This window comes from Halorarum salinum (assembly GCF_013402875.1).
GTDB classification, from domain to species: Archaea; Halobacteriota; Halobacteria; order Halobacteriales; family Haloferacaceae; genus Halorarum; species Halorarum salinum.
Genome location: NZ_CP058579.1, coordinates 2,138,788 through 2,159,718 on the forward strand (window position 1 = coordinate 2,138,788; position 20,931 = coordinate 2,159,718).

Annotated in this window: 20 protein-coding genes; 10 read left to right on the forward strand and 10 right to left on the reverse strand. The window is 72.4% G+C overall.

Annotation, left to right across the window (positions count from 1 at the left end; all coding sequences use genetic code 11):
* Nucleotides 1-92 precede the first annotated feature (92 nt).
* From HUG12_RS10480 to HUG12_RS10490, 3 genes are read left to right on the forward strand one after another with little or no spacing between them, the layout of a single operon-like run.
* On the forward strand, nt 93-1,445 hold the full coding sequence (locus tag HUG12_RS10480) for an isochorismate synthase (RefSeq protein ID WP_179268718.1): 1,353 nt from the start codon (nt 93-95) through the stop codon (nt 1,443-1,445).
* Nucleotides 1,442-2,056, forward strand: a complete 615-nt coding sequence (locus HUG12_RS10485; protein ID WP_179268719.1) for a NosD domain-containing protein — start codon at nt 1,442-1,444, stop codon at nt 2,054-2,056. The genes HUG12_RS10480 and HUG12_RS10485 overlap by 4 nt, the downstream gene beginning before the upstream one ends.
* Nucleotides 2,057-2,109: 53 nt before the next feature.
* Nucleotides 2,110-3,783 (forward strand): rhomboid family intramembrane serine protease, encoded by a 1,674-nt coding sequence (locus HUG12_RS10490; protein WP_179268720.1) that lies wholly within the window; start codon nt 2,110-2,112, stop codon nt 3,781-3,783.
* 57 nt (nt 3,784-3,840) lie between these two features.
* On the opposite strand, the gene HUG12_RS10495 is transcribed toward HUG12_RS10490, so the two are convergent.
* Nucleotides 3,841-4,545, reverse strand: coding sequence for an METTL5 family protein (locus tag HUG12_RS10495; RefSeq protein ID WP_179268721.1), 705 nt, complete (start codon nt 4,543-4,545; stop codon nt 3,841-3,843).
* Nucleotides 4,538-4,942: a hypothetical protein gene (locus HUG12_RS10500; protein ID WP_179268722.1), complete on the reverse strand. Its 405-nt coding sequence runs from the start codon at nt 4,940-4,942 to the stop codon at nt 4,538-4,540. The genes HUG12_RS10495 and HUG12_RS10500 overlap by 8 nt, the downstream gene beginning before the upstream one ends.
* 307 nt (nt 4,943-5,249) lie before the next feature.
* Here HUG12_RS10500 and HUG12_RS10505 point away from each other — a divergent pair, with 307 nt between their 5' ends.
* The gene (locus HUG12_RS10505; protein ID WP_179268723.1) at nt 5,250-6,206 is read left to right on the forward strand and encodes a transcription initiation factor IIB; all 957 of its coding nucleotides are present in this window, start codon (nt 5,250-5,252) and stop codon (nt 6,204-6,206) included.
* Between the two features lie 109 nt (nt 6,207-6,315).
* Nucleotides 6,316-7,218, forward strand: a complete 903-nt coding sequence (locus tag HUG12_RS10510) for a hypothetical protein (RefSeq protein ID WP_179268724.1) — start codon at nt 6,316-6,318, stop codon at nt 7,216-7,218.
* A gap of 117 nt (nt 7,219-7,335) precedes the next feature.
* Here the strand turns inward: HUG12_RS10510 and HUG12_RS10515 are convergent, their stop codons facing one another.
* The 3 genes from HUG12_RS10515 to HUG12_RS10525 all read right to left on the reverse strand — a co-directional run bounded on the left by HUG12_RS10515 (nt 7,336) and on the right by HUG12_RS10525 (nt 11,130).
* Nucleotides 7,336-8,994 (reverse strand): flippase activity-associated protein Agl23, encoded by a 1,659-nt coding sequence (locus tag HUG12_RS10515; RefSeq protein ID WP_179268725.1) that lies wholly within the window; start codon nt 8,992-8,994, stop codon nt 7,336-7,338.
* A gap of 414 nt (nt 8,995-9,408) precedes the next feature.
* Nucleotides 9,409-10,794 (reverse strand): MFS transporter, encoded by a 1,386-nt coding sequence (locus tag HUG12_RS10520; protein ID WP_179268726.1) that lies wholly within the window; start codon nt 10,792-10,794, stop codon nt 9,409-9,411.
* Between the two features lie 81 nt (nt 10,795-10,875).
* The gene (locus tag HUG12_RS10525) at nt 10,876-11,130 is read right to left on the reverse strand and encodes a hypothetical protein (RefSeq protein WP_179268727.1); all 255 of its coding nucleotides are present in this window, start codon (nt 11,128-11,130) and stop codon (nt 10,876-10,878) included.
* Nucleotides 11,131-11,228: 98 nt separating this feature from the next.
* Here HUG12_RS10525 and HUG12_RS10530 point away from each other — a divergent pair, with 98 nt between their 5' ends.
* Together HUG12_RS10530 and HUG12_RS10535 are read left to right on the forward strand one after the other, a co-directional pair.
* The gene (locus HUG12_RS10530; protein WP_179268728.1) at nt 11,229-12,656 is read left to right on the forward strand and encodes an FAD-dependent oxidoreductase; all 1,428 of its coding nucleotides are present in this window, start codon (nt 11,229-11,231) and stop codon (nt 12,654-12,656) included.
* Nucleotides 12,657-12,736: 80 nt separating this feature from the next.
* Nucleotides 12,737-14,518 (forward strand): DNA mismatch repair protein, encoded by a 1,782-nt coding sequence (locus HUG12_RS10535; protein ID WP_179268729.1) that lies wholly within the window; start codon nt 12,737-12,739, stop codon nt 14,516-14,518.
* A 64-nt stretch (nt 14,519-14,582) separates the two neighbouring features.
* Here HUG12_RS10535 and HUG12_RS10540 read toward each other — a convergent pair whose 3' ends face one another.
* Together HUG12_RS10540 and HUG12_RS10545 are read right to left on the reverse strand one after the other, a co-directional pair.
* A complete protein-coding gene (locus HUG12_RS10540) occupies nt 14,583-14,960 on the reverse strand; it encodes a DUF7521 family protein (RefSeq protein ID WP_179268730.1) in 378 nt (125 codons plus the stop codon).
* Nucleotides 14,957-15,382: a winged helix-turn-helix domain-containing protein gene (locus HUG12_RS10545; RefSeq protein WP_179268731.1), complete on the reverse strand. Its 426-nt coding sequence runs from the start codon at nt 15,380-15,382 to the stop codon at nt 14,957-14,959. Before HUG12_RS10545 ends, HUG12_RS10540 begins: the two co-directional genes overlap by 4 nt.
* A gap of 356 nt (nt 15,383-15,738) precedes the next feature.
* Between HUG12_RS10545 and HUG12_RS10550 the strand changes: the two genes are divergently transcribed.
* Complete coding sequence (locus tag HUG12_RS10550) at nt 15,739-16,548, forward strand: hypothetical protein (RefSeq protein WP_179268732.1); 810 nt, start codon at nt 15,739-15,741, stop codon at nt 16,546-16,548.
* Nucleotides 16,549-16,584: 36 nt separating this feature from the next.
* Here the strand turns inward: HUG12_RS10550 and HUG12_RS10555 are convergent, their stop codons facing one another.
* Complete coding sequence (locus tag HUG12_RS10555; RefSeq protein WP_246308031.1) at nt 16,585-17,421, reverse strand: DUF2797 domain-containing protein; 837 nt, start codon at nt 17,419-17,421, stop codon at nt 16,585-16,587.
* Between the two features lie 160 nt (nt 17,422-17,581).
* Here HUG12_RS10555 and HUG12_RS10560 point away from each other — a divergent pair, with 160 nt between their 5' ends.
* Complete coding sequence (locus HUG12_RS10560) at nt 17,582-18,724, forward strand: S8 family peptidase (RefSeq protein ID WP_179268734.1); 1,143 nt, start codon at nt 17,582-17,584, stop codon at nt 18,722-18,724.
* A 55-nt stretch (nt 18,725-18,779) separates the two neighbouring features.
* Here HUG12_RS10560 and HUG12_RS10565 read toward each other — a convergent pair whose 3' ends face one another.
* A complete protein-coding gene (locus tag HUG12_RS10565) occupies nt 18,780-18,956 on the reverse strand; it encodes a hypothetical protein (RefSeq protein WP_179268735.1) in 177 nt (58 codons plus the stop codon).
* A gap of 628 nt (nt 18,957-19,584) precedes the next feature.
* Between HUG12_RS10565 and HUG12_RS10570 the strand changes: the two genes are divergently transcribed.
* Nucleotides 19,585-19,929, forward strand: a complete 345-nt coding sequence (locus HUG12_RS10570; protein WP_179268736.1) for a BsuPI-related putative proteinase inhibitor — start codon at nt 19,585-19,587, stop codon at nt 19,927-19,929.
* A gap of 10 nt (nt 19,930-19,939) precedes the next feature.
* Here HUG12_RS10570 and HUG12_RS10575 read toward each other — a convergent pair whose 3' ends face one another.
* A complete protein-coding gene (locus HUG12_RS10575; RefSeq protein ID WP_179268737.1) occupies nt 19,940-20,875 on the reverse strand; it encodes an NAD-dependent epimerase/dehydratase family protein in 936 nt (311 codons plus the stop codon).
* Between the last annotated feature and the right edge of the window lie 56 nt (nt 20,876-20,931).

Sequence of the window (20,931 nt, forward strand, 5' to 3'; positions counted from 1 at the left end):
ACCGGCGCCCGGGTCGGGACCGGGAACCGACCCCGGCCGAACGACGACCGCCAACCAGAGAGGTCAAAACCCGCCCCCCCGAATCCCCGCCGATGACCCCTCCCGAGCGCGAGGCGCTGGCGTCGGCGCGACCCGCCGCCGACGCGGCGCTCGTCAGCCGGAGCCGCGAGGTCTCCGACGTCTCCTTCCGCGCGTTCCTCGCGGCCCGGGACCCTCCACGAGTCCACTGGGCCTCGCCGGGCGGGCTGGAACTCGTCGCCGGCGGCGCCGCGACCCGGGTCGCGGCGGGGGGCCCGGACCGATTCGCGTCGCTCCGCACCGACGCCGCGGCCGTCTTCGAGGGGGCCGACCACGCGGGGCCTCCCGGGGCGCGTCCGCGGATGCTCGGCGGCCTCTCGTTCGAACCGGACCACGAGCCGGGGGGCTCCTGGGGGAGCTTCCCCGCGGCCCTGTTCGTCCTCCCGGCGGTCCAGCTCACCCGGACCGACGACGGGACCTGGCTCACGGTCGCGCGGTACGACGGGGACGCGACGCCGGCCGCGGTGGAGGCGGCGCTCGACGACGCGGCTGCCGCGCTGGAGTCGCTCCCGATGATGCGCCCGAGCGGCGGGAACCCGGGCGTCCGGGGGACGCGCTGGCGGACGCCCAAGGACGAGTGGACCGACCAGGTCGAGGACGTGATCGAGCGAATCCGGGCGGGGGGGCTCTCGAAGGCGGTCCTCGCGACCGCGCTGGACGTCGACCTGGCGACGGAAGCCGACGTCCCCGACGTGCTCGAACGCCTTCGACGGACGTACCCGGAGTGCTACCGCTTCCTCGTCCAGCCGATCGGCGGCGACGCGTTCGTCGGCGCCCCGCCCGAACGGCTGGTGAAGCGCTCGGGGGACGCCGTTCGGACCGAGGCGCTCGCGGGGTCGATGCCGCGGGGGGACGCGCCGGAGGCGGACGCGTCCCACGCCCGGTCGCTGCTGGAGAGCGCGAAGATCCGCCACGAGCAGGGACTCGTCGCGGACACGATCGCCGCGCAGCTCTCGGCGTTCGGGGCGGTCCGCGAGGGCGAGCGGGGCGTCAGGAAGCTGACCAACATCCAGCACCTCCACACGCCCATCGAGGCCACCCTCGAGGACGACGTGCACGTCCTGACGCTCGTGGAGGCGCTCCACCCGACGCCCGCCGTCGGCGGCCTCCCGCTCGCGGAGGCGCTGGCGACCATCCGCGGGACCGAGTCGTTCGACCGCGGCTGGTACGCCTCGCCGGTCGGCTGGTTCGACGCGGACGGCGACGGCGAGTTCGCCGTCGGCATCCGCTCGGGCGTGGTCGGCGGGACCCACGCGACGCTGTTCGCCGGCAACGGCATCGTCGGCGACAGCGACCCCGACGACGAGTGGGAGGAGCTCCAGCCGAAGGTACGGCCGCTCATGGACGAACTGGCGTCGGACGAGTGAACTGTATCGACGTCGTGCTGGCGTCGAACGTGACCGGCGAGGACAACACACTCGCCAACCCAGGCGAGGCGCCGGACGAGTCCATCAACCTCGACGACGCGGGTGACGTCACCGTCCGGAACAACGCGATCACGGGCGCGAACGCCGGAATCGCGATCGAGAACCGCGCGGAGGGGAACTCGATCGTCGACAATCGGGTGACCGACAGCGAGGTCGGCGTCGGCATCGAGGACGGTTCGGTGAACAACGCCGTCGAGGGGAACGTCCTCGCGAACAACGGGAACGGCGTCGAGGTCTCCCTCGTCGACTCGTACGGCGACGGGACGAACTACGTCCGCGGGAACGACGTCGTGAACGACACGAACGGCCTCCTCGTCGAGGCGACGGACCAGCCGCTCGTCGTCGAATCCAACGACGTCCGGGACAACGAGAACGGCGTCCACGTCCGGAGGTCCGGCGTCTGTTCGCCCGGCGCCGAGGGCGCCGAACTCGTCTCGGTCCACGACGACGTCCTCGCGGAGAACGCGGCGTACGGCGTGCTGAACGGGAACCAGAACGCCCTGAACGCCCCGGGGAACTACTGGGGCGCGAGCGACGGGACGGCGTCGTAGCCGGCGGCGTCCCCGACCGGGACGGTGAAGTGCCGGGGGTACCCAGCGGCCCCATGGACCTGGAGACGGCGGGGATGCGCGCGGCGGTCGTCGTCGCCGCGCTCGTCGCCCTGCTCGCCGTCGTGCTCCTCGAACGAGCGCGGGGGGACGGCGAGGGCGTCGGCGACGTCCTCCGGCGGCGGTTCGTCCTCGGCGTCCCGTGGGGGACGCTGACGACGGTCGCGGTCGTCCTGGCGGTGTACCTGCACGTCCAGGGCGGGCTGACCCACTGGTACGCGCCGGTCACGCTCCCCTTCTACGCCTGGACGTACCTCGAACCGCTCGGGATGCTGTTCGCGGGGCTGGCACACGGCGGCCCCGGGCACCTCCTCGGGAACCTCGTGGGGACGCTCGTGCTCGCACCCCTGGCCGAGTTCGCGTTCGGCCACTTCGCCGCCCGACGCGGCGAGTCCACGTTCGGGTCACGGCGGCGGAACCCGTACGTCCGGGCGTTCGTCCTCTTCCCGGCCGCCGCCGTCGGAGTCGCGGTCCTCACCGCGCTGTTCTCGCTCGGGCCGGTCATCGGCTTCTCCGGGGTCGTCTTCGCGTTCGCGGGCGCCGCGCTCGTCTACTACCCGCTCGCGACCGTCGTCGCGCTCGCGGGCGCCCGCGTGCTGAACCTGACCTATCAGGTGCTTCGCCAGCCGGTCGTCCAGGCCTCGGGCCGGCCGTCGTACGTCACCCCCTGGTGGGCCGACATCGCCGTCCAGGGCCACGCGTTCGGCCTGCTCGTGGGCGTCCTGCTCGCCGCCGGGCTGGCGGCGCGGCGGGGCGACTCGCTCCCGCGGCCACGTCGCCTGCTGCTCGGGACGCTGCTGTTCGGCGTCGCCCAGTCGCTCTGGGCGGTGTACTGGTACCGCGGCGGGGAGTCGTACGTGCTGTACCGGGCCGTGGGGCTCGCGCTCGTCGTCCTCCTCGGCGTCCTGGTGGCGACGCTCGCGGTCGGGGAGCGGCGGACGCTCCGCGTCGGGAGCGTCCGCGAGTTCCTCGCCACGCTCACGCCGCGGAACGCCGCCGTCGTCTGCCTGCTCGTCGTCCTCGCGGCGATCGCCGGCCCCGCCATCCCGGTGAACCTGAACGCCGTCGACGACGAACCGCTCCCGGGCGACCCCGTGGAGGTCCGGGGCTACAGCGTGACCTACGCCGAGGACGTCCGGAACGGGATGGTGTCGATCGTCGACGTGGAGGCGTTCGGCGAGACGACGAACGTGACGACCTCGGGGGTCGTCGTCCGGAACCCGGACCGGGGGGTGTGGACGACCGCGACCACGAAGGGGAGACTCGCGTTCGCCGGCCGGTCGACCGTCGTGGTCGGCGGCGTCGGCTGGCGCGACACCGTCACCGCGGTCCGCGAGGGGTACGAGACGGTCGGCGGGGACGCGGCCTACCGGGTCACCCTCCGTCACGACGGCGACGAGCGCGTGGCCTACACCTCCCCCGCGGCGACCGCGGAACCGCGACTCGGCGGTCGGAACGTCTCCGTGAAGCCGACCGAGGAGGAGTTCCTGCTGGTCGTGACGCGGGGCAACGAGACGGCCGAGGTGTCCGTTCCGGGCGAGAACGAGACCGCGACCGCCGGCGGCCTCGCGTTCGTCAGGGACGGACGGGCGGTGATCGCGGTGACGGACGGGAACGAGACGCGGGTCAGAGTCGCGAACAGGGAGACGTACGACGGGCGCCGCGGCTGACCGGGCGGCGAAGGCCGAGCACGAACCGGCTGAAGCGCCCGACGGGGCGGCGACCGTCTACCGCCACTCGATCCGGAAGACCTCGGCGTCGAGTTCGCGCCGCTCGTCCGTGTGGTGGTCGAACCGGTGGTCGAGGTGGAACGTCGCGCGGAAGGCTTCGGTGACCTCGCCGCCGGCGTCGGCGGCGAACGACTCGACGAACGCCTCGCTGCCGGCGTTGTGCAGCGAGTAGGAGACGTCCGCGAACGAGGAGACCGCCTCGAGGAAGCGACGGTCGGCGTGTTCGTTGCCCGACTGGGCCCCGAACGGCGGGTTCATGAGCACGGTGACGGGGGCCGGCGCGGGAGCAGAATCGTGATCCGCGTCGGCGTCGCCGTTCGTGTCGTCGTCGCTGCCCTCGTTCGCATCCGCACCGGCGTCGTCGAAACAGAGGGGCGTTCGGGTCGCGTCGGCGTGAACCCAGTGGACGGGCGTCCGCGCGCCGACGCGCCGTTCGTTGGCGCGGGCGACCGCGAGCGCGTCCGGGTCGAGTTCGACCCCGACGACGCGCCCGGCCCCGCGGAGCGCGGCGCCGAGCGCGAACATGCCGGTCCCGGCGCCGAGATCGACCACCGTGTGGCCGGCGAGGTCCCCCCGGAGGTCGGCCAGGTGGACCACGTGGGCGGCGACGTCCGGCGGCGTGGGGTACTGCTCGAGCGCCGCGGTCGGATCGGTGAACCCGGCGACGACGGCGAGTTGTCCCTCGAGTGCCCGCTTACTCACGGTCGAGGGAGACGGGCCCCTCCACCGTGAGCGTGACGCCTTCCCGCTCGGCCCGTTCGGCCAGCGCGGCGAGTGCCGGTTCGACCTTCGTCGGGTCGGCGACCGGCTCCGCCCGGACCGTAACCCGGCCGACGCCCAGGAACGAGGCCGCACGCACCAGTCCGCGGAGCCTGTCGCACTCCGCCTGCGTCTCGATGGAGCAGTTCTCGGAGAAACACGCCTCGACGCCCAGTCCGGCGGGGAGGTAGCCGGCCTCGGACAGGTCCGCCTTCAGGTCGCGGAGGTACTCGGGCGCGGTCGACTCCAGCGCCGCCGCCTCCAGCGTCACCGGTTCGACGTCCGCCGGTTCGCTCGCCGCAACCGCCCGCTCCACGCTCGGCTTCGCGCTCGTACTCATGTCGAAGGCACATACAGCTTGATAATACAAAAGAGTTCGTAAATGCACGATAGTAATCAAACGTGGGGACGTTCGCGCCGAAAGCGTCAGGTGCGGTCGCCCCCTCCTGGACGACGGACCGGGTCGTTCCGACGTCGAACGGCCGTACGAAGCGTCAGACGCGCCGCTTGCGGTCGGAGGACATGCCTGTCGGTTCCCCCCGTGGCCGGGATCGCCGGTCTGCGCCCGAACGGCCGAACGTGGGGCCGAAATCGGGGGCGAACGGGCGGCCCAACATTTATATACCATCGTCACCACAAGCCTTATAATGGAAGGTCCGAGTCGACAGCGACAGCGAGAGGCGGGCGAGTCGGAGACGCAGTCGGACGAGACGGTCACCTGTCCGGAGTGCGAGTCGGACGAAGTCGTCATGGACGCGGACCAGGGGGAGCTCGTCTGCGACGACTGTGGACTGGTTCTGGACGAGCGTCAGATCGACCGCGGGCCGGAGTGGCGGGCGTTCAACCACTCCGAGCGGCAGTCCAAGTCCCGCGTCGGCGCGCCCGTCACCGAGACGATGCACGACAAGGGCCTCACCACCACCATCGACTGGAAGGACAAGGACGCCTACGGCCGCTCGCTCTCCTCGGAGAAACGCTCCCAGATGCACCGCCTCCGCAAGTGGCAAGAGCGCATCCGCACCAAGGACGCCGGCGAACGCAACCTCCAGTTCGCCCTCTCGGAAATCGACCGCATGGCCTCCGCGCTCGGCGTGCCCCGCTCGGTGCGCGAAGTCGCCTCGGTCATCTATCGCCGCGCGCTCAAAGAGGACCTCATCCGCGGCCGCTCCATCGAGGGGGTCGCGACCGCCGCCCTCTACGCCGCCTGTCGCCAGGAGGGCATCCCCCGCTCGCTCGACGAGGTGGCGGAGGTCTCGCGGGTCGAACAGAAGGAGATCGGCCGGACGTACCGCTACATCTCCCAGGAACTCGGCCTCGAACTGAAGCCGGTCGACCCCAAGCAGTTCGTCCCGCGGTTCGCCTCCGCGCTCGGCCTCAGCGAGGAGACGCAGGCCAAAGCGACGGAGATCATCGACGTCTCCGCCGAGCAGGGCCTGCTGTCGGGGAAGTCGCCGACGGGCTTCGCGGCGGCCGCGATCTACGCCGCCTCGCTCTTGTGTAACGAGAAGAAGACCCAGCGGGAAGTCGCCGACGTCGCCCAGGTGACCGAGGTCACCATCCGCAACCGCTACCAGGAGCAGATCGAGGCGATGGGATTCCGGTAGGACGCCGGAGTCGCCCTCGTCCGACTCGAATCGGGACGCCGTCCGCCCCGCCGTTTTGCTCGCGTCGCCCACCGACGAACTTTTGGCGGGTGCCCGTGACGACGGATCGATGCTCGACGCCCTCCCCGCTCACGACGACCACGAGTACCCCGTCCTCCGCGAGTTCGCCGTCCTGGTCGGCGTGCTGGCCCTGCTCACGCTGTGGCTCGACGCCGTCTCGGCGCTCTCGAACGCCCTCCTGCCCGCCGACGGGGGCGTCCACCGAACGCTCGCCGCCGGCACGGCCGTCTACCTCGCCGCGTTCGTGGCGCTGGCGGTCGCGTACGCGCTGGCCCGGGACCTCCCGCTCGCCCTGAGGCCGCCGTCGTTAGCCGACCTGCCGACCGTCATCGCCGCGCTCGTCGCCCCCGTCGCGCTCGTCGCGGCGACCGAACTGCTGGCGGGTCTCACCGGGGTCGCCTACGCCGACCTGCTCCGGACGTCCTACGGCCCCGGAACCGGGCTCGAGGGGTTCGTGCTGACGGGCGTCGCGCTGCCTGTCGTCGGCGGCGTCGCCCTCGCCCTGCTCGTGCAGGGCGTCGTCCAGGCGAGTTTCCGCCGGGTCCTCCCCGCCCGGCGGGCGGCCGCGGCGACGGTCGCGCTCGCGGGCGTCCCGCTGGTCGACGGGGTCGGATTCGACCCGGTCCCGGGACCGGGCGACCTGGCGTTCCTCCTGGCCGCGTTCGTCGCGCTCGCGGTCGCCGCGTACGGCCGCGACCGGGTTCGCGACCCGCGACTGTCCGCCCTACCGGCCCTACCGTTGCTCCTGCTGGTCGGGGTGACGGTCGGCGAGTGGCTCCTCCGAGCGGCCCCCGCGGAGGTGGGGTTCACGGTCGTCGGCCTCGCCGTCGTCGCACTGGCGGCCGCCGTCTACGACCGTGCGGGGTCGCTGTGGCCGCCGGCCGCCGTCTACGCCGCCTTCTCCGTGACGGGGCAGGCCGTGGTGTTCCTGGAGACGGGACCGTTCGGGTGAGACGAAGCCAGCGCGTGCGGTAGAGACGCGGAAGGCAGTAGGGACGCGGAAAGTGGACGGTGAAGACGCGATGCGCAGAGGTGCCGAACCCGACCCGGAAGCCACACGCCGAACGGCCTAGCGCGCGACGTACACGACGACGTCCCTGTTCCACAGCCCCAGTCTGAGGTCGAACTGCTCGTAGCCGTCGCCGAGTCGCTCGTCCACCGCGACGCGGTGGGCCGGCTTCGTCACCACCACCGGCGGGTCACCGCCCGTGATCTGCCCGGCCTCCCGGACGCTGGTCACGTCCGCGTCGAGCCGCTCGAAGTACCACTGGAGCGGGAGCCGTGCGCCCCAGGCCGCCTGATCGGAGTACTCCACCGGGGGCCGCTCGTACTCGTTCGTCGTGTCCAGTTCCTCGCCGACGTACACCACGTCGGGCCCCTCCGCGTCGCCGGCCATCGCCCGCTCGGCCGCCGCGAGCATCGGCTCGGGGTCGTCGACCGGCTGGGCGAACTGCGAGAAGGGGGATCCGGGTTCCGGCGCGGCGTAGGACGCGCCGACCGCGGTTCCGGCCCCGGCGGCGACGACGGCGACGACGAGCAGGACGGTGACGAGGCGGGCCGGGTCGGCCGCGTCCGCGCGCCGCACGAGCAGCCGTACACCCGCCGCGAGCGCGACGGCCCCCGGGAGCGCGAGCGCCGGGAGGACGTGGACGACGCTCCACGGCTCGGACCCGGTCGAGGCGACGGCGAAGAGGAGGGTCCCGAGCCCGGCGAAGTAGGCGCCGAAGGCGACGACGCCGCGGGCGTCCCGGCGGTAGCGCTCGTACAGGAACCCCACGAGTCCGAGCGCGACCAGCGGCCACGAGGTCGCGACGAGCGTGCGGACGTAGCCGACGACCGCCGGCAGGAACTCGCTCCCGCCGGGGTACGCCGGGGCGAGCCGAGCGACGACGCGGAGCCGCGAGAACGACTCGGCCGACCCGGCGAAGGCCATCGTCACGACCTCGGGGAACGTTCCGAGGTCGTACAGCCCCGGCCCCATCCCGCCGGCCCGGGGGGCGAACAGGAACAGGAAGGCGGCGAGGAAGACGAACAGCGCCCGGGCGAACGGGGTGGCCTGGGCGTCCAGCCGGTCGGGCGCCCCGCCGAGTTTCGAGCGGATGGCGCCGGGCGCCCCGCGGACGCGCGCCTCGTCGACCACCAGCAGGCCGGCCGCGAGCCAGAGGAGCGGGTACGCGACCGCGAAGCCGGAGGCCGACAGCGCGAGCGCGACCGCGGCGGCCGCGAGGTACAGGGCCCGGCGCTCGCCGGTCCGTCGGTACCGGACGGCGCCGCCCACGGCGACGAAGCCGAACGCGGCGGCCGGGAGGTCCCCGCGGAGGAACCGCGAGTAGTAGAGCAGCAGGGGTTCGAACGCGAGCAGGCCCGCGAGCGCGACCGTCTCGTCCTCGCGGAGCGTCCCGCGGAACAGCAGCGCGGCGAGCGGGAACAGGCCGCCCACGAGCGCGACGACGGCGCGGGCGGAGGCGTCGGAGGCGCCGACCAGCGCGAAGACGTGTCGGTTCACGAGGTAGAGGAACGGCCCGCCGGCCGCGGGGCGGTACGAGTACGCGCCGGTGTCGAGATAGCGGAGCGTCCAGTACCCCACCCGGCCCTCGTCCCAGTGGAACGGCCGGTCGCCGAGGGCGACGAACCGCGTGAGGAGGGCCAGCAGCGCGAGGCCCGCGACCGCGAGCGCGACGCGGTCGGGACCGCGCCGGGGGGACCCGCGGTCCGCGGTGTCGGACATACCCGGCCGTGTCGCTGCCTCGGTAGTATGTCTTCGGGTTCTCGTTCGAGGTGCTGTTCGTTACGTCGTGTCCGAAAGCTCGGAGGTCAGTCCGATCGTCGTGACGACGTTCCCGAAAGGGGCCGCCCACCGCACCTCGTCCTCCCTTACCTCGGAGCGAACTCCTCGGAAGTCACCCTCGCTCGCAAGCTCGCTCGCGTGACCAGCCTCCTGCGCTCCTCGGCTCGCTCCCTGCGGTCGCTCACGCTGCGGTGCTCGTCCCTCGCGCGCGTGTGCTCGCTTCGCGGGACTCGCTGCGCTCGACCCGCGTGCTCTCGTTCGCTTCACTCACGAGACCCCCACGAGGGGGCTCGCGTCGCGCGCGCCCGGCGGCGGTTTCAGCGACGTTCGAAGACCGTGGCCGAACCGAATCGCTCAGTCCGCGACGGTCGCGTCGACGTCGGCGCCGTTCTCCGCCGCGGACACCGACCGCTCCAGGCCCAGCAGCGCGACGACCACGAGCAGGCAGACGACGACGAGGATGCCCCACCAGAGCCCCGAGTGGCCGTAGTCGAAGAAGACCCCGCCGAGGAACGCGCCCAGCCCCATCCCGACCCGCTTGGCGATCTCGAGCACCGAGAGCTGGGTCCCGCGCTCGTCCGCGGTGCCGAGCGAGGACATCAGCGAGGAGGCGAGCGGCGAGTGCAGGATCTCCCCCAGGGTCCGGACGACGAGGTGGCCGCCGACGAGCGCGACGCCGACCGCGACGGGGGCCAGCCCCGCGTCGGCGCCCCACGCGAACAGCATCGACAGGCCCCAGAGCCCGGCCGAGACCGCCAGCCCGCGGGTCCGGCGCCAGCCCGAGACGGCGTCGACGAGCGGGATCTGGAGCAGGGCGATGGTGAGCGGGTTCAACACGAACAGCGTCCCGAGCTGTGCGGAGGTGAGCCCCAGCCCCTCCTTGGCGACGACCGGGACCGTCGTCTGCATCTGGGCGTACATCGCCGCGAAGGCGACGTTGATGGCGGCGAGCACGAGCACCCGGCTGCGGGTCGCGGCCGCCCACCAGCGCGAGAGCGCCGAACCGCGGCCCGATTCGTGCACCGGGCCGTCCGCCGTGTCGCCGGCCGACCCGACCGCCGACCCCGCCCCGGCGTCGCCGTTCGGGTCGGACCCGCCGCCCGCCCCGTGAACCCGCGGGACGAACAGGAACAGCACGACGGCGACGACCGCCGAGGTGGCCCCGTCGAGGAGGAACACCGCGACGCTCGCGACCGAGTAGAGAACCCCGCCGACGGCGAGCCCCGCGCCGAAGCCGAGGTTGTTCGTGAACTTCAACAGCGCGTACCCCCGGTCCCGGTCCGCGTCCGTCGTCAGGTCCGCGGTCATCGCGGACGCGGCGGGAGTGTAGAGCCCGACCACCAGCCCGGCGACGACGCAGACGACGACGAACCCGACGCCGATCCGGGACACCCCCGTGAGGGCGGCGACCGAGGGCGGCACCGCGGCGGCGACGGTCGGGACGAACGCGAACGAGGCGAGCGCGACGGCCGTGAGCGCCATCGAGGCCACCATCACCGGCTTCCGTCCGACCCCGTCCGCGAGGAACCCGCCGACGCCGGTGCCGACGGCGGTCGCGACGCTCTTGGCGCCGAGGCCGAAGCCGACGACCGAGAGCGCGATGCCCACCTCCAGGTGGAAGTGGACGGTCGCGAACGGGTAGACCAGCCCGGAGCCGAAGACGTTGATGAGCTGGCCGAGGGCGACGACGTAGACGGCGCGGTCGAAGCCGCGGACGGCGTCGAGCGACGGACGCTTCACGCGACGGCGTTCGCGGACCGGTCACGTGAACGCCCCGTTTCCGGCACGCCGCGCGCGGCCGCCGACCCGTCCCGGCCCAGGTTATCCGTGTCGCTCCCCGTTCGGTCCGTCCTCCTCCACGAGGTCTCCCTGGAGCGACTCCATCGTGCGCCGTCCGCCGACCCACAGCAGCGGAAAGGCGACGACCATGAGCACGAGCAGCGCGAACGAGTAGGCGGTCGTGTCGACGAACGGCAGCCCCGGCGCCGCGACGGGGAGCACGGCGAGGGCGAACAGCGCGAGGAGGGTGAGCGCGGCGACGGCGAGGTAGACGAGCCCCTTCGTCCGGCCGTTCATGCCACGGCCTACGGACGGCCCGGCAAAAACCCGCCGGGGTTGCATCACGCGTACACCGGAGCGGTGGCGTTATTCCGCGACCGCCCGATGGGGGAGCCATGTCCGACCCGTTCGTCGTCGTCGGCGGTGACGCGGCCGGCCTCAGCGGGGCGAGCAAGTGCGCCCGCGAGTCCGACCGCGAGGTCGTCGTGTTCGAGCGCGGGCGCTGGGTCTCCTACGCTCACTGCGGGACCCCGTACTACGTGAAGGGCGAGGTCGAGAGCCTCCTCGACCTGACGTCGCTGTCCCCCGCCGAGATCGAGGGGCGCGGCATCGACCTGCGCCGCGAACACGAGGTGACGGGCGTCGACGTCGACGCCGGGACAGTCACGGTCCGATCGCCGGACGGGACGGTGGAGCAACCGTACGGCGACCTCCTGATCGGGACGGGCGCGCGGGCGGTCGACCCCTTCGGCGGCGCCGACCTGGACGGGGCGTTCACCCTCCACCACCTCGACTCCGCGGCGGCGATGCGCGCGTTCCTCCGGGACCCGGGAACCGTGGACCCGGCGTCCGTCGGTGACGGCTTCGTCGACGAGGCGCTGGTGGGCCGCTACGCCGAGCGCGACCCGCCCGAGCGGGCCGTGATCGTCGGCGGGGGCTACGTCGGCGTTGAACTCGCGGAGGCGTTCTCGGCGTGGGACCTCGACGTCCACCTGTTCCAGCGTGGAGACCGGCTGCTCCACCCGTTCGGGGAGGCGGTCGGGGAAGCCGTCGCGGACGAACTCCGAAAGGAGGGCGTCACGCTTCACCTCGACACGCCCGTCGCGGAACTCCGCGGGGACGGCGACGGGAGGCTGGAGGCGGTCGTCTGCGAGGGCGAGGAACGCGAGACTGAACTCGCCGTGGTAGGCGTCGGCGTCGAACCGAACGGCGAACTCGCCGCGGGCGCGGGCGTCGCGCTCGGCGACTCGGGCGCGGTCGCCGTCGACGAGTACGGGGAGACCTCCGTCCCGAACGTGTACGCCGCGGGCGACTGCGCCGAGGACCGCCACGCCGTCACCGACGAACCGGCGTGGGTGCCCCTCGGGCTGACGGCGAACCGCGCCGGCCGGGCCATCGGCGCCACGGTCGCGGGCGACCCGACGCCGGTCGGACGGATCGCCGGCACCGCGGTCGTGAAGGCGTTCGACCGGGAGTGCGGCCGGGCCGGCATCCTCGACCACGGCGACGCCCGCGAGGCGGGGTTCGACCCGGTGAGCGAGACGATCACGGCGGGGTCGCGCTCGGGCTACTACCCGGGGAACGCGGAGACGACGGTGACGCTGTGTGCCGACCGGGGGTCGGGGCGCCTGCTCGGCGGGAGCGTCGTCGGCACCGACAGGGCGGCGGTGCGGATCGACACCGTCGCGACGGCGCTGGAGGCGGGGATGACCGTCGGGGAGGTCGAGCGGCTGGATCTGGCGTACGCGCCGCCGTTCTCGCCCGTCTGGGACCCGGTGCTCGTCGCCGCGAAGGTGCTGAACGGGACGCTGGCGGAGGCGTAGCCGCGGGAACGGTCGCGCCGCGGAAACCCGTCGCGCCGCGGACCGGTAGCGACAAAGGCCCGCCGGTCGACGCGACGGGTATGCGACTCGAGGACTACTGGGGCGTCGGGCCGAAGACCGCGGAGACGCTCCGGGCGGCCCTCGGCGAGGAGCGGGCCATCGCGGCCATCGAGTCGGCGGACGTCGCGGCGCTGGCGGACGCGGGGGTGTCCCGCGGGCGGGCGACGCGCGTGCTTCGCCGGGCGAACGGCGAGGCGGCCATGGACCTGTTCGGCACCTCGGACGCCCGGGACGTGTACGACCGCCTGCTCTCGCTGGCCGCCGGGTTCGCGGTCACCGAGCACGCCGCGGATCGAATCAGGGTGTTGACGCCGCTCTCGAACGTGGGGGAGCGACGCGAACGGCTCGATGACGTGCTGGCGGCCCGCGACGCGTGGCGCGACCTCGACGAGGGGGAGCGCGAGGCGGTCCTCGCCGCCTTCCGCGAGTTCGACGAGGCCGGCGGCACCGACCCGGCGGCCGTCGAGACGGCGCTGGCGCTCCGGGAGGCCGGCCTCCGCGGGGACACCTTCGCCGCACTCGACGGCGTCGACGAGGCCGCGCTCCGGGAGGCGGGCGAGGCGCTCGCGGCGTTCTCGGCCGAACCAACCGGATCGGCGGGGGACGACGGCGGGGACGGGTCGATCGCCCCGGGCGCGGACGACGAACTCGACCGGCTCCGCGAGCGCCGCGACGCCGCACGCGACCTGTCGGATTCGGCGCTCGACGTCATCGAGACGGTGCGGGGGCGCGGGGTCCGGGACGCCGACGCGTTCCGCTCCTCGGTCGTGGAGTACGTCGCCGACGAGACGGGCCTGACCCGCGGGCGGGTCGAGTCGGCGGCCCCGTCGGACGCCGTCGACTCGGCGGACTTCGTGAGCGGGACGCTCCGGGGGCTCGTCCGGGACCTGGAGGCCGACGTCGGGGAGCGGGAGGCGGCGGTCCGCGAGGAACTGGAGGCGGCGGTCGCGGAGGCTGGCGGGGACGTCGACGCGGCGGTGTCGGCCGTAGGCGACGTCGCGTTCCGCCTCTCGCTCGCACGCTTCGCCGAGGCGTACGACCTGACCCGCCCCGACCTCGGCGGCGAGGACGGCGGACCGGGTGGCGTCGCGGTGCGGAACGCGCGGAACCTCCTCCTCGAGGGCGACGTCCAGCCGGTGACCTACGCGGTCGGGGACCACGACCTCGAGGCCGACGCGCCGAGCGGCGACCGGGTGGCGGTGCTCACCGGGGCGAACTCGGGCGGGAAGACGACGCTGCTGGAGACGCTGTGTCAGGTGACCGTGCTCGCCTCGATGGGACTGCCCGCGCCCGCGGAGGCGGCCGAGGTCGGCTCGTTCGACACGGTCGTGTTCCACCGCCGACACGCGTCGTTCAACGCGGGCGTGCTGGAGTCGACGCTGAAGTCCATCGTCCCGCCGCTGTCGGGCGAGGGCCGCACGCTGATGCTCGTCGACGAGTTCGAGGCCATCACCGAACCGGGGCGGGCCGCGGACCTGCTGAACGGCCTCGTCGAACTGACGGTGGATCGGGGCGCGCTCGGCGCGTACGTCACCCACCTCGCGGACGACCTCAGCCCCCTGCCCGACGCCGCCCGGATCGACGGCATCTTCGCCGAGGGGCTGACGAACGACCTCGCGCTCCGGGTCGACTACCAGCCGCACTTCGGCACGGTCGGCAAGTCCACGCCGGAGTTCATCGTCTCGCGGCTGGTGGCGAACGCCTCGGACCGCTCCGAGAAGGCGGGGTTCCAGAAGCTCGCGTCGTCGGTCGGCGAGGAGGCTGTCCAGCGAACGCTCTCGGACGTGGAGTGGACGGGATGACCGCGGAGGCGGACCGGCGACCGCGTCCCGGTTCGAACCGGAGTGACGCTTCGACGGGACCGCGTCAGCGACCGTCCTCGTCGCCGAGGTCGTAGACGTCGGAGTCCAGGTCGGTCGGGGCGCGCAGCGGGTCCGCGTTGTAGCTGTAGATCGACAGGAGGAGCAGGCCGAGTCCGACGGTGATCAACGACCCCTCGAGGATCTGTAGCTCGAGGAGTTCGAGTCCGCTGATCGAGTAGTCCCCCTTGATCCAGAGCTGGTACACCGGAGCGAGGACGCCCCCGACCGTTATCAGCAGGAAGCCGAGCGTCGAGTTCCGGAACGACGCCTTCCGGCCGCTGGACCGGTACGCGAGGTAGCTCAACCCCGTGATTGCGACGCCGACGGTGAACTGGAGGAGGTTCGCGACGAGGTACGTGCCCAGATGCGCGAGTTCGTTCATGACGGGTGCGTCTCGTCGCGCCCCTCCCCGGCGTCGACTCGATCCGTGGAGCCGCGGTTTCCGTGCGGTCGCGCACGTTCGAGATCGGACCAGAACGCCTCGAACCGGTCGGTGATGTCCCGGCGCATCCCGATGTCGACGTCGTAGCCGCCGTCCTCCACGCGGAACTCGATCCGTCGGAGCGTCGTCTCGAACACCCGGTACTGGTTCCCGTCCCCGTCGATCCGGCGGCGTTCGGCGAGGAACTCGTGTTCGAGCAGTTCGTTGATCCGCCGGTAGACGGTCGGCGGCGAGACGTCCAGTCGGTCGACGAGTTCGTTGGCGGAGACCGGCGCGTCGCTCGCGACGACGAGGATGCGGCGGACGACCGCGTCCCCGAACAGGTCGAACACCGTGGCGGGGTCCCAGTTCTTGTCTCCCATCGGACTGCACCTCTCCGGTGGGTGCCATTGTAATGAACAGCGTTCGGCCCGGAAACGGCACCCTTCGCGGGCTGAAAGGGCCGGCTACCCGGACGGCGGTGCCGCGGTGGCCGTTCCGGCGCGTGATCGTCACGGTCCGGGGACGGCGGTTTCACACCGTGTAACCGAGAGCCGCGTTGAAGGCCGTGAATGCCCTCGTTACTACTGGACCGCCCCGGTCTACCACCGCCCTCGCTTCCATGAAACCGGAACTTCCCGGGTACGACGTACTGTCGAACGCCGCGCATCTCCGTCCGGCTCGGATCGAACGAGCGATCCGGTCGTTCGGCGGGGCGCTGGTTCGGGAGAACCCCTCCGTGCGCGACCCGATCCTGCGACTCTGGGACGGCTACATCGTGGCGTACGCTCGGCTCGTGAGCGCGAGGCACGCCCTCGTTCACGCCCGCCGGAGCGGGCTCCCGCCGTTCGAGGTCGTCGACGTCGACCCCGACGCGATCGAGTACACGGTCGAGCGCGACGGCTACCCGTCGCAGGCCCGCCCCGGGACCGTGTTCCCCGGGCCGAAGTTCAAGCTCGCCGGCACGGTGCGGGGCGGCGGCTGGGACGCCAGGGAGGTCCGGTTCGAGGAGACGGAGCTGTACCGGTCGTTCGAGGCGCACTTCGAGCGCGGCGTCGACTGGGCGGACACCCCGTTCTTCCGGCGCTCGCTCGATCTCATCGCGGACGGCGTCGAACTGTGGGGGTGCACGGACCGGGACGCGTTCGAGCGCCGGTGCGAGGCGGTCGACGCGCTGTACGAGCGGATCGGGGACGAGGGCTACCGCTCACAGCGGGAGCTCTGCGCGGACGACGTCGAGGACCCGCTCGAGGATCCGGACGACTCGCGGACCGTCCGACTCGTGCACGACGAACTGACGGTCTGTGTCGGCCGCGAGGGGGACCTGCTCTTCCTCGACGGCCGGAACCGGCTGGCGATCGCGAAGCTCCTCGACCTCGACTCGGTTCCCGTCTGGATCCTCGTGCGACACGAACGGTGGCAGGCGTTTCGGGAGGAACTCGCCCGTAACCCGTCGCTCCGGGAGGCGCTCCCGCCCAGCCTGCAGGACCACCCGGACCTGCGGGGGATCTTGGAGCGGCGCGGGTCCGACCCCGTACGGTCCACGTAGACCGCCCCCCGTCCTCGACTCGATTCCGGCTCGCCCTCACCCGAACGCGCCGAGGCTCGACTGGAGGTCGCGTCCGGAGCCGCCCTCCTCCAGTTCGTAGCCGACCAGGTCCCGCATGTCCACCGCGTAGGTGCTGCCGCCGTTCTCCAGCACCAGCACCCGGCCCTTCGTCCCGACCACGGTCCCGGTCGCGAGCGTCTCGGGCACCGGGCGCCCGGCGAGGTCGAGCCCGTAGTCGAACGAGAACGTCTCGATCGGATCGAACTCCGCGAGCGTCGCCTCCCACGTCGCCTCGTCGACGGTCCCGCCCAACCCCTCGATCTTCGTCGGGACCCGCACGCGGTCGGGGATCTCCTCCGCCAGCCCCGACTCGATCTCCCGGGCGATCCGACCGTTCTCGACGGTCCGGAGGTGGGCGGCGCGGTCGGCGCCCTGCTCCCGCAGGCGGGTCTCGAGGCGCCACTCCTTCGTCACACCCACCTTGACGACGTCGGGGGCGAACGCCGCGAGGTACACGGCGTGGTCGTCGAAACAGTCCATCTCGTCCTTGAGGCACGTGCCCGTACAGCGGGCACACACCCACGTCGACCGATGGTCGCGGCAGTAGGGCGCGTCCCCGTTCGGACAGGCGACGTGACCGCCGTCGTGGACGGTCCCCGCGCAGTGGCGGTCGCCGAGCGACCACGAGAGTTCGGTCCCGGGGTCCAGCGCCACGCGGTCGACCGATCCGGCGTCGCTCCCCCGGGCCGCGACGGCGCCCGGTTCGTCGCGACCGTCCGCGCCGGATCCGGCGACCGCGCCGGGTTCGCCGCCCCCGGCGCGGTCGCTCACCAGCAGCGCGCCGGCCGGCGTCCCGTACCCCACGACCTGCACGCGTCGGACTAGTCGTCTGTCGGCAATAGGCGTGTCCATCCTCGGCCGTCCCGTCCGGGTGACGCCTCCAGCGAGACCGTATCGAACAGCGGGTGAGGGAGATAATTGAATGGATGATATGAAAAGATTAAAAGCACATTGGATTGGCTTACCATGCGCCATGGTGTACCATCCCACCGGCACGACGCGACGCGACGTACTGAAAGCGACCGGCGGCGCGGTCGCCGGGCTCGGCCTGGCCGGGGCCACGTCGGCGGCTCCGGGCACGGTCGAGGTGAACGTCGGCTACGGCGCCGAGAGCGGACGGCGCGCGGCGCTGGCCGAGGCGAGCGACGTGGTCCGTGAGTTCGCCTTCGACGCGCTCACGGTCCGCGTGAACGAGAACGCCGTCGAGGGGCTCTCGAACCGACCGGACGTCCGGTACGTGGAACTGAACGGCACGATGCGCGCGCTCGACCAGCAGCTCACGTGGGGCGTGGACCGCGTGGACGCCGAGGTCGCGACCGCGAACGGCTCGACCGGCGCGGGCGGGGACGTCGCCATCCTCGACACGGGCATCGACTCGGACCACCCGGACCTCGTCGACAACCTCGGGGAGGGCCGGGCGTTCGTGAGCGCAAAGGGGCCCTACGCGGAGGACTGGGACGACGACAACGACCACGGCACCCACTGTGCCGGCATCGCGGACGCGGTCGACGATGGCGAGGGCGTGCGCGGCGTCGCCACGGAGGCGACCCTGCACGCCGTGAAGGTGCTCGACAAGCGGGGCTCGGGGACCTTCTCCGACATCGCGGCGGGCGTGGAGTACGTCGCAGACCAGGGCTGGGACGTCGGCTCGATGAGCCTCGGCGCGTCGTCGGGCTCCCGGACGCTGAAGGACGCCTGCACCTACGCCGACGGAAAGGGCGTGTTCCTCGTCGCCGCGGCCGGCAACAGCGGGCCGTGCTCCGACTGCGTCGGCTACCCGGCCGCCTACGAGGAGTGTCTCGCCGTCTCCTCGTCGGCGGAGGGCGACTCGCTCTCGGGGTTCTCCTCGACCGGACCCGAGGTGGAGCTCATCGCGCCCGGGACCGACGTCTACTCGACGGTGCCGGGCGGGTACGACACGTTCTCGGGCACCTCGATGGCGACGCCGCACGTCGCCGGCGCGGCCGGGTCGCTCATGGCCGAGGGCTACACCGACTCGGAGGCCCGGTCACGGCTGAAGAGCACGGCCGAGGACGTCGGCCTCTCCTCGAACGAGCAGGGGTCCGGCCTCCTCGACGTCGCCGCGGCGCTCGGCTACGATTCGAGCGACGACTGAGGGCGGGCGTCGACGGAGACCAGACCGCCGGACGGCCCGACGTCGGGTCGTCCGATCACTCCCCGTCGGTCGCCCGCAGGTTCGCCGACCCGCAGTCCGGACAGCGGACCCGCATCATGTGGTTGGCAGCGCGGTCGAACGCCGTCCCGCAGTCGCGACACTCGTATCTGACCACGTTTCCCCGTCCCTCCTCGCTCGAAAGCGCGTCCGCGATGGCGCTGACGAGACCCATTCGGGCCGGGGCTTGCGGCGTGGGGTTTGTGAAAGTTGTCCCCGTCCTGTCGGTGGCGTTCGAATCTCGAGGGGGGTGTACGGGACGGAAACGATTTCGAACGCCGCTGTAGCGCTCGGCTCGGTGGTCCATCGGTCATGGAGCCGTTCCCGAAAGCCCCCATGTGTCCCGGCTTCGCCGTCAGGTCGGTCTCCGGGAAACAGTCCCCGAAAGCCCCCGCGGCTGTCGACTCCCGCGACCCACGCTGCGCTCCTCGCGCTCGTTTCACTCGCGCTGCGGTGCTTTCGGGGTCGGGGTTCGTCGACAGCCGCGGCCCCTTTCACTCCCACCCGACTGCAGCCTCACCCTCCCTTACCTCGGAGCAAGCTCCTCGGAAGTCACCCTCGCTCGCAAGCTCGCTCGCGTGACCAGCCTCCTGCGCTCCTCGGCTCGCTCCCTGCGGTCGCTCGCCTGCGGTGCTCGTCCCTCGCACGCGTTGCTCGCTTCGCGGGACTCGCTCCGCTCGACCCGCGTGCTCTCGTTCGCTTCACCCACGAGGGGGCTCGCGTCGCGCGCGCCGAGTCGCCGGTCAACCATTCGAAGCCGACCGACCCTCGAAGTTTTACTCCGCGGTGCGGAACCCGGACCCATGCTCGATTCGACGCTCACCGTGACGCCGACGCCGGACGGCTTCGACCTGACGCTGGCCGTCGAGAACGCCGGCGGCGACGCGGTCGAACTCCCGTTTTCCGACGGCCAGCGCGCCGAGTTCGTCGCCGAGCGCGGCGACGAGGAGGTGTGGCGCTGGAGCGACGACCGCGGGTTCACGATGGCGCTCGGGAGCGAGGAACTCGCCCCCGGCGAGGCGGTCAGCTACGACGCGACGTTCCCGTCGCCCGATGCGGGCGAGTACGAGGTCCGGGCGTGGCTCACGACGACCGACGCGGACGCCCGCGCCGAGTCGGCGGCGACGACGACCCTCGTCGTCGAGTGACCCGGGCCGATCAGGTCAGTTCCTCGACGAGGTCCCGAGCAGCGCGGCGGACGGCGTCGTCGCTGGATGCGGGCGGCTCCCAGCCGAGCGCCGAGAGCTTCTCGACCGAGAGACGCATCTTCGGCACGTCGCCGGTCCAGCCGCGGTCGCCGCCGGTGTACTCGTACTCGGGGTCGAGCCCCATCTCGTCGGCGACGATGTCCGCGATGCGGTTCACCGAGGTCGTCGTCCGCGAGCCGAGGTTGTACGTGTTCAGGTCGCGCTCGCCGTGCTCGACGACGTGGGTGATGGCGTCCACGCAGTCGGAGACGTGGAGGTAGGACTTCTCCTGGCGCCCGTTCCCCAGAATCTCGAGGGTGTCGGGGGTCTCCCGGAGCTTCTGGATGAAGTCCGGGATCACGTTCCCGCGCTGGCGTGGACCGACGATGTTGGCGAAGCGGAACGCCCACGACTGGACGCCGTAGCTCTTCGCGTACGTCGAGATCAGGGCCTCGTCGGCGAGTTTCGAGGAGCCGTAGATGCTGATGGGTTCGAGCGGCGCGTAGTCCTCCGGCGTGGGCCGGGGCGCCTCCCCGTACACCGTCGAGGAGGAGGTGAACGCGAAGCTGTCGACGCCGACCTCGGCCATCCGTTCGAGGACGTTGTACGTCATCCCGGTGTTCTCCTCGAACAGCGTCCGGTCGTCCTCGAAGTTCGTGTCCGTGTACGCCGCGAGGTGGAAGACGACGTCAAGGTCGGGCGTGACCGCCTCGGCCACCTCGTCCGGGTCGGTCACGTCTGCCCGGACGAACTCGACGTCGTCGGGGACGCGCTCGCGGTCGCCCTTCGAGAGGTCGTCGGCCACGCGCACGTCCGCGTCGTACTCGTCCTCCAGCGTCGCCGCGAGGTGCGAGCCGATGAGGCCCGCCCCGCCCGTGACGAGCGCGGAGGTGCCGGTGAGGTCCATGTGTGGACGGCGGGCGAGACCGGAAAGTGTCTTGCGGTCGGCGGGGACCCCGATCT

Coding starts and splice junctions, on each gene's coding strand:
- HUG12_RS10540 (WP_179268730.1), bottom strand. CDS start 14,960: ATGAACGAACTCGCGCATCTGGGCACGTACCTCGTCGCGAACCTCCTC.
- HUG12_RS10545 (WP_179268731.1), bottom strand. CDS start 15,382: ATGGGAGACAAGAACTGGGACCCCGCCACGGTGTTCGACCTGTTCGGG.
- HUG12_RS10570 (WP_179268736.1), top strand. CDS start 19,585: ATGCTCGATTCGACGCTCACCGTGACGCCGACGCCGGACGGCTTCGAC.
- HUG12_RS10510 (WP_179268724.1), top strand. CDS start 6,316: ATGCTCGACGCCCTCCCCGCTCACGACGACCACGAGTACCCCGTCCTC.
- HUG12_RS10560 (WP_179268734.1), top strand. CDS start 17,582: ATGGTGTACCATCCCACCGGCACGACGCGACGCGACGTACTGAAAGCG.
- HUG12_RS10565 (WP_179268735.1), bottom strand. CDS start 18,956: ATGGGTCTCGTCAGCGCCATCGCGGACGCGCTTTCGAGCGAGGAGGGA.
- HUG12_RS10575 (WP_179268737.1), bottom strand. CDS start 20,875: ATGGACCTCACCGGCACCTCCGCGCTCGTCACGGGCGGGGCGGGCCTC.
- HUG12_RS10490 (WP_179268720.1), top strand. CDS start 2,110: ATGGACCTGGAGACGGCGGGGATGCGCGCGGCGGTCGTCGTCGCCGCG.
- HUG12_RS10480 (WP_179268718.1), top strand. CDS start 93: ATGACCCCTCCCGAGCGCGAGGCGCTGGCGTCGGCGCGACCCGCCGCC.
- HUG12_RS10535 (WP_179268729.1), top strand. CDS start 12,737: ATGCGACTCGAGGACTACTGGGGCGTCGGGCCGAAGACCGCGGAGACG.
- HUG12_RS10515 (WP_179268725.1), bottom strand. CDS start 8,994: ATGTCCGACACCGCGGACCGCGGGTCCCCCCGGCGCGGTCCCGACCGC.
- HUG12_RS10500 (WP_179268722.1), bottom strand. CDS start 4,942: ATGAGTACGAGCGCGAAGCCGAGCGTGGAGCGGGCGGTTGCGGCGAGC.
- HUG12_RS10530 (WP_179268728.1), top strand. CDS start 11,229: ATGTCCGACCCGTTCGTCGTCGTCGGCGGTGACGCGGCCGGCCTCAGC.
- HUG12_RS10505 (WP_179268723.1), top strand. CDS start 5,250: ATGGAAGGTCCGAGTCGACAGCGACAGCGAGAGGCGGGCGAGTCGGAG.
- HUG12_RS10525 (WP_179268727.1), bottom strand. CDS start 11,130: ATGAACGGCCGGACGAAGGGGCTCGTCTACCTCGCCGTCGCCGCGCTC.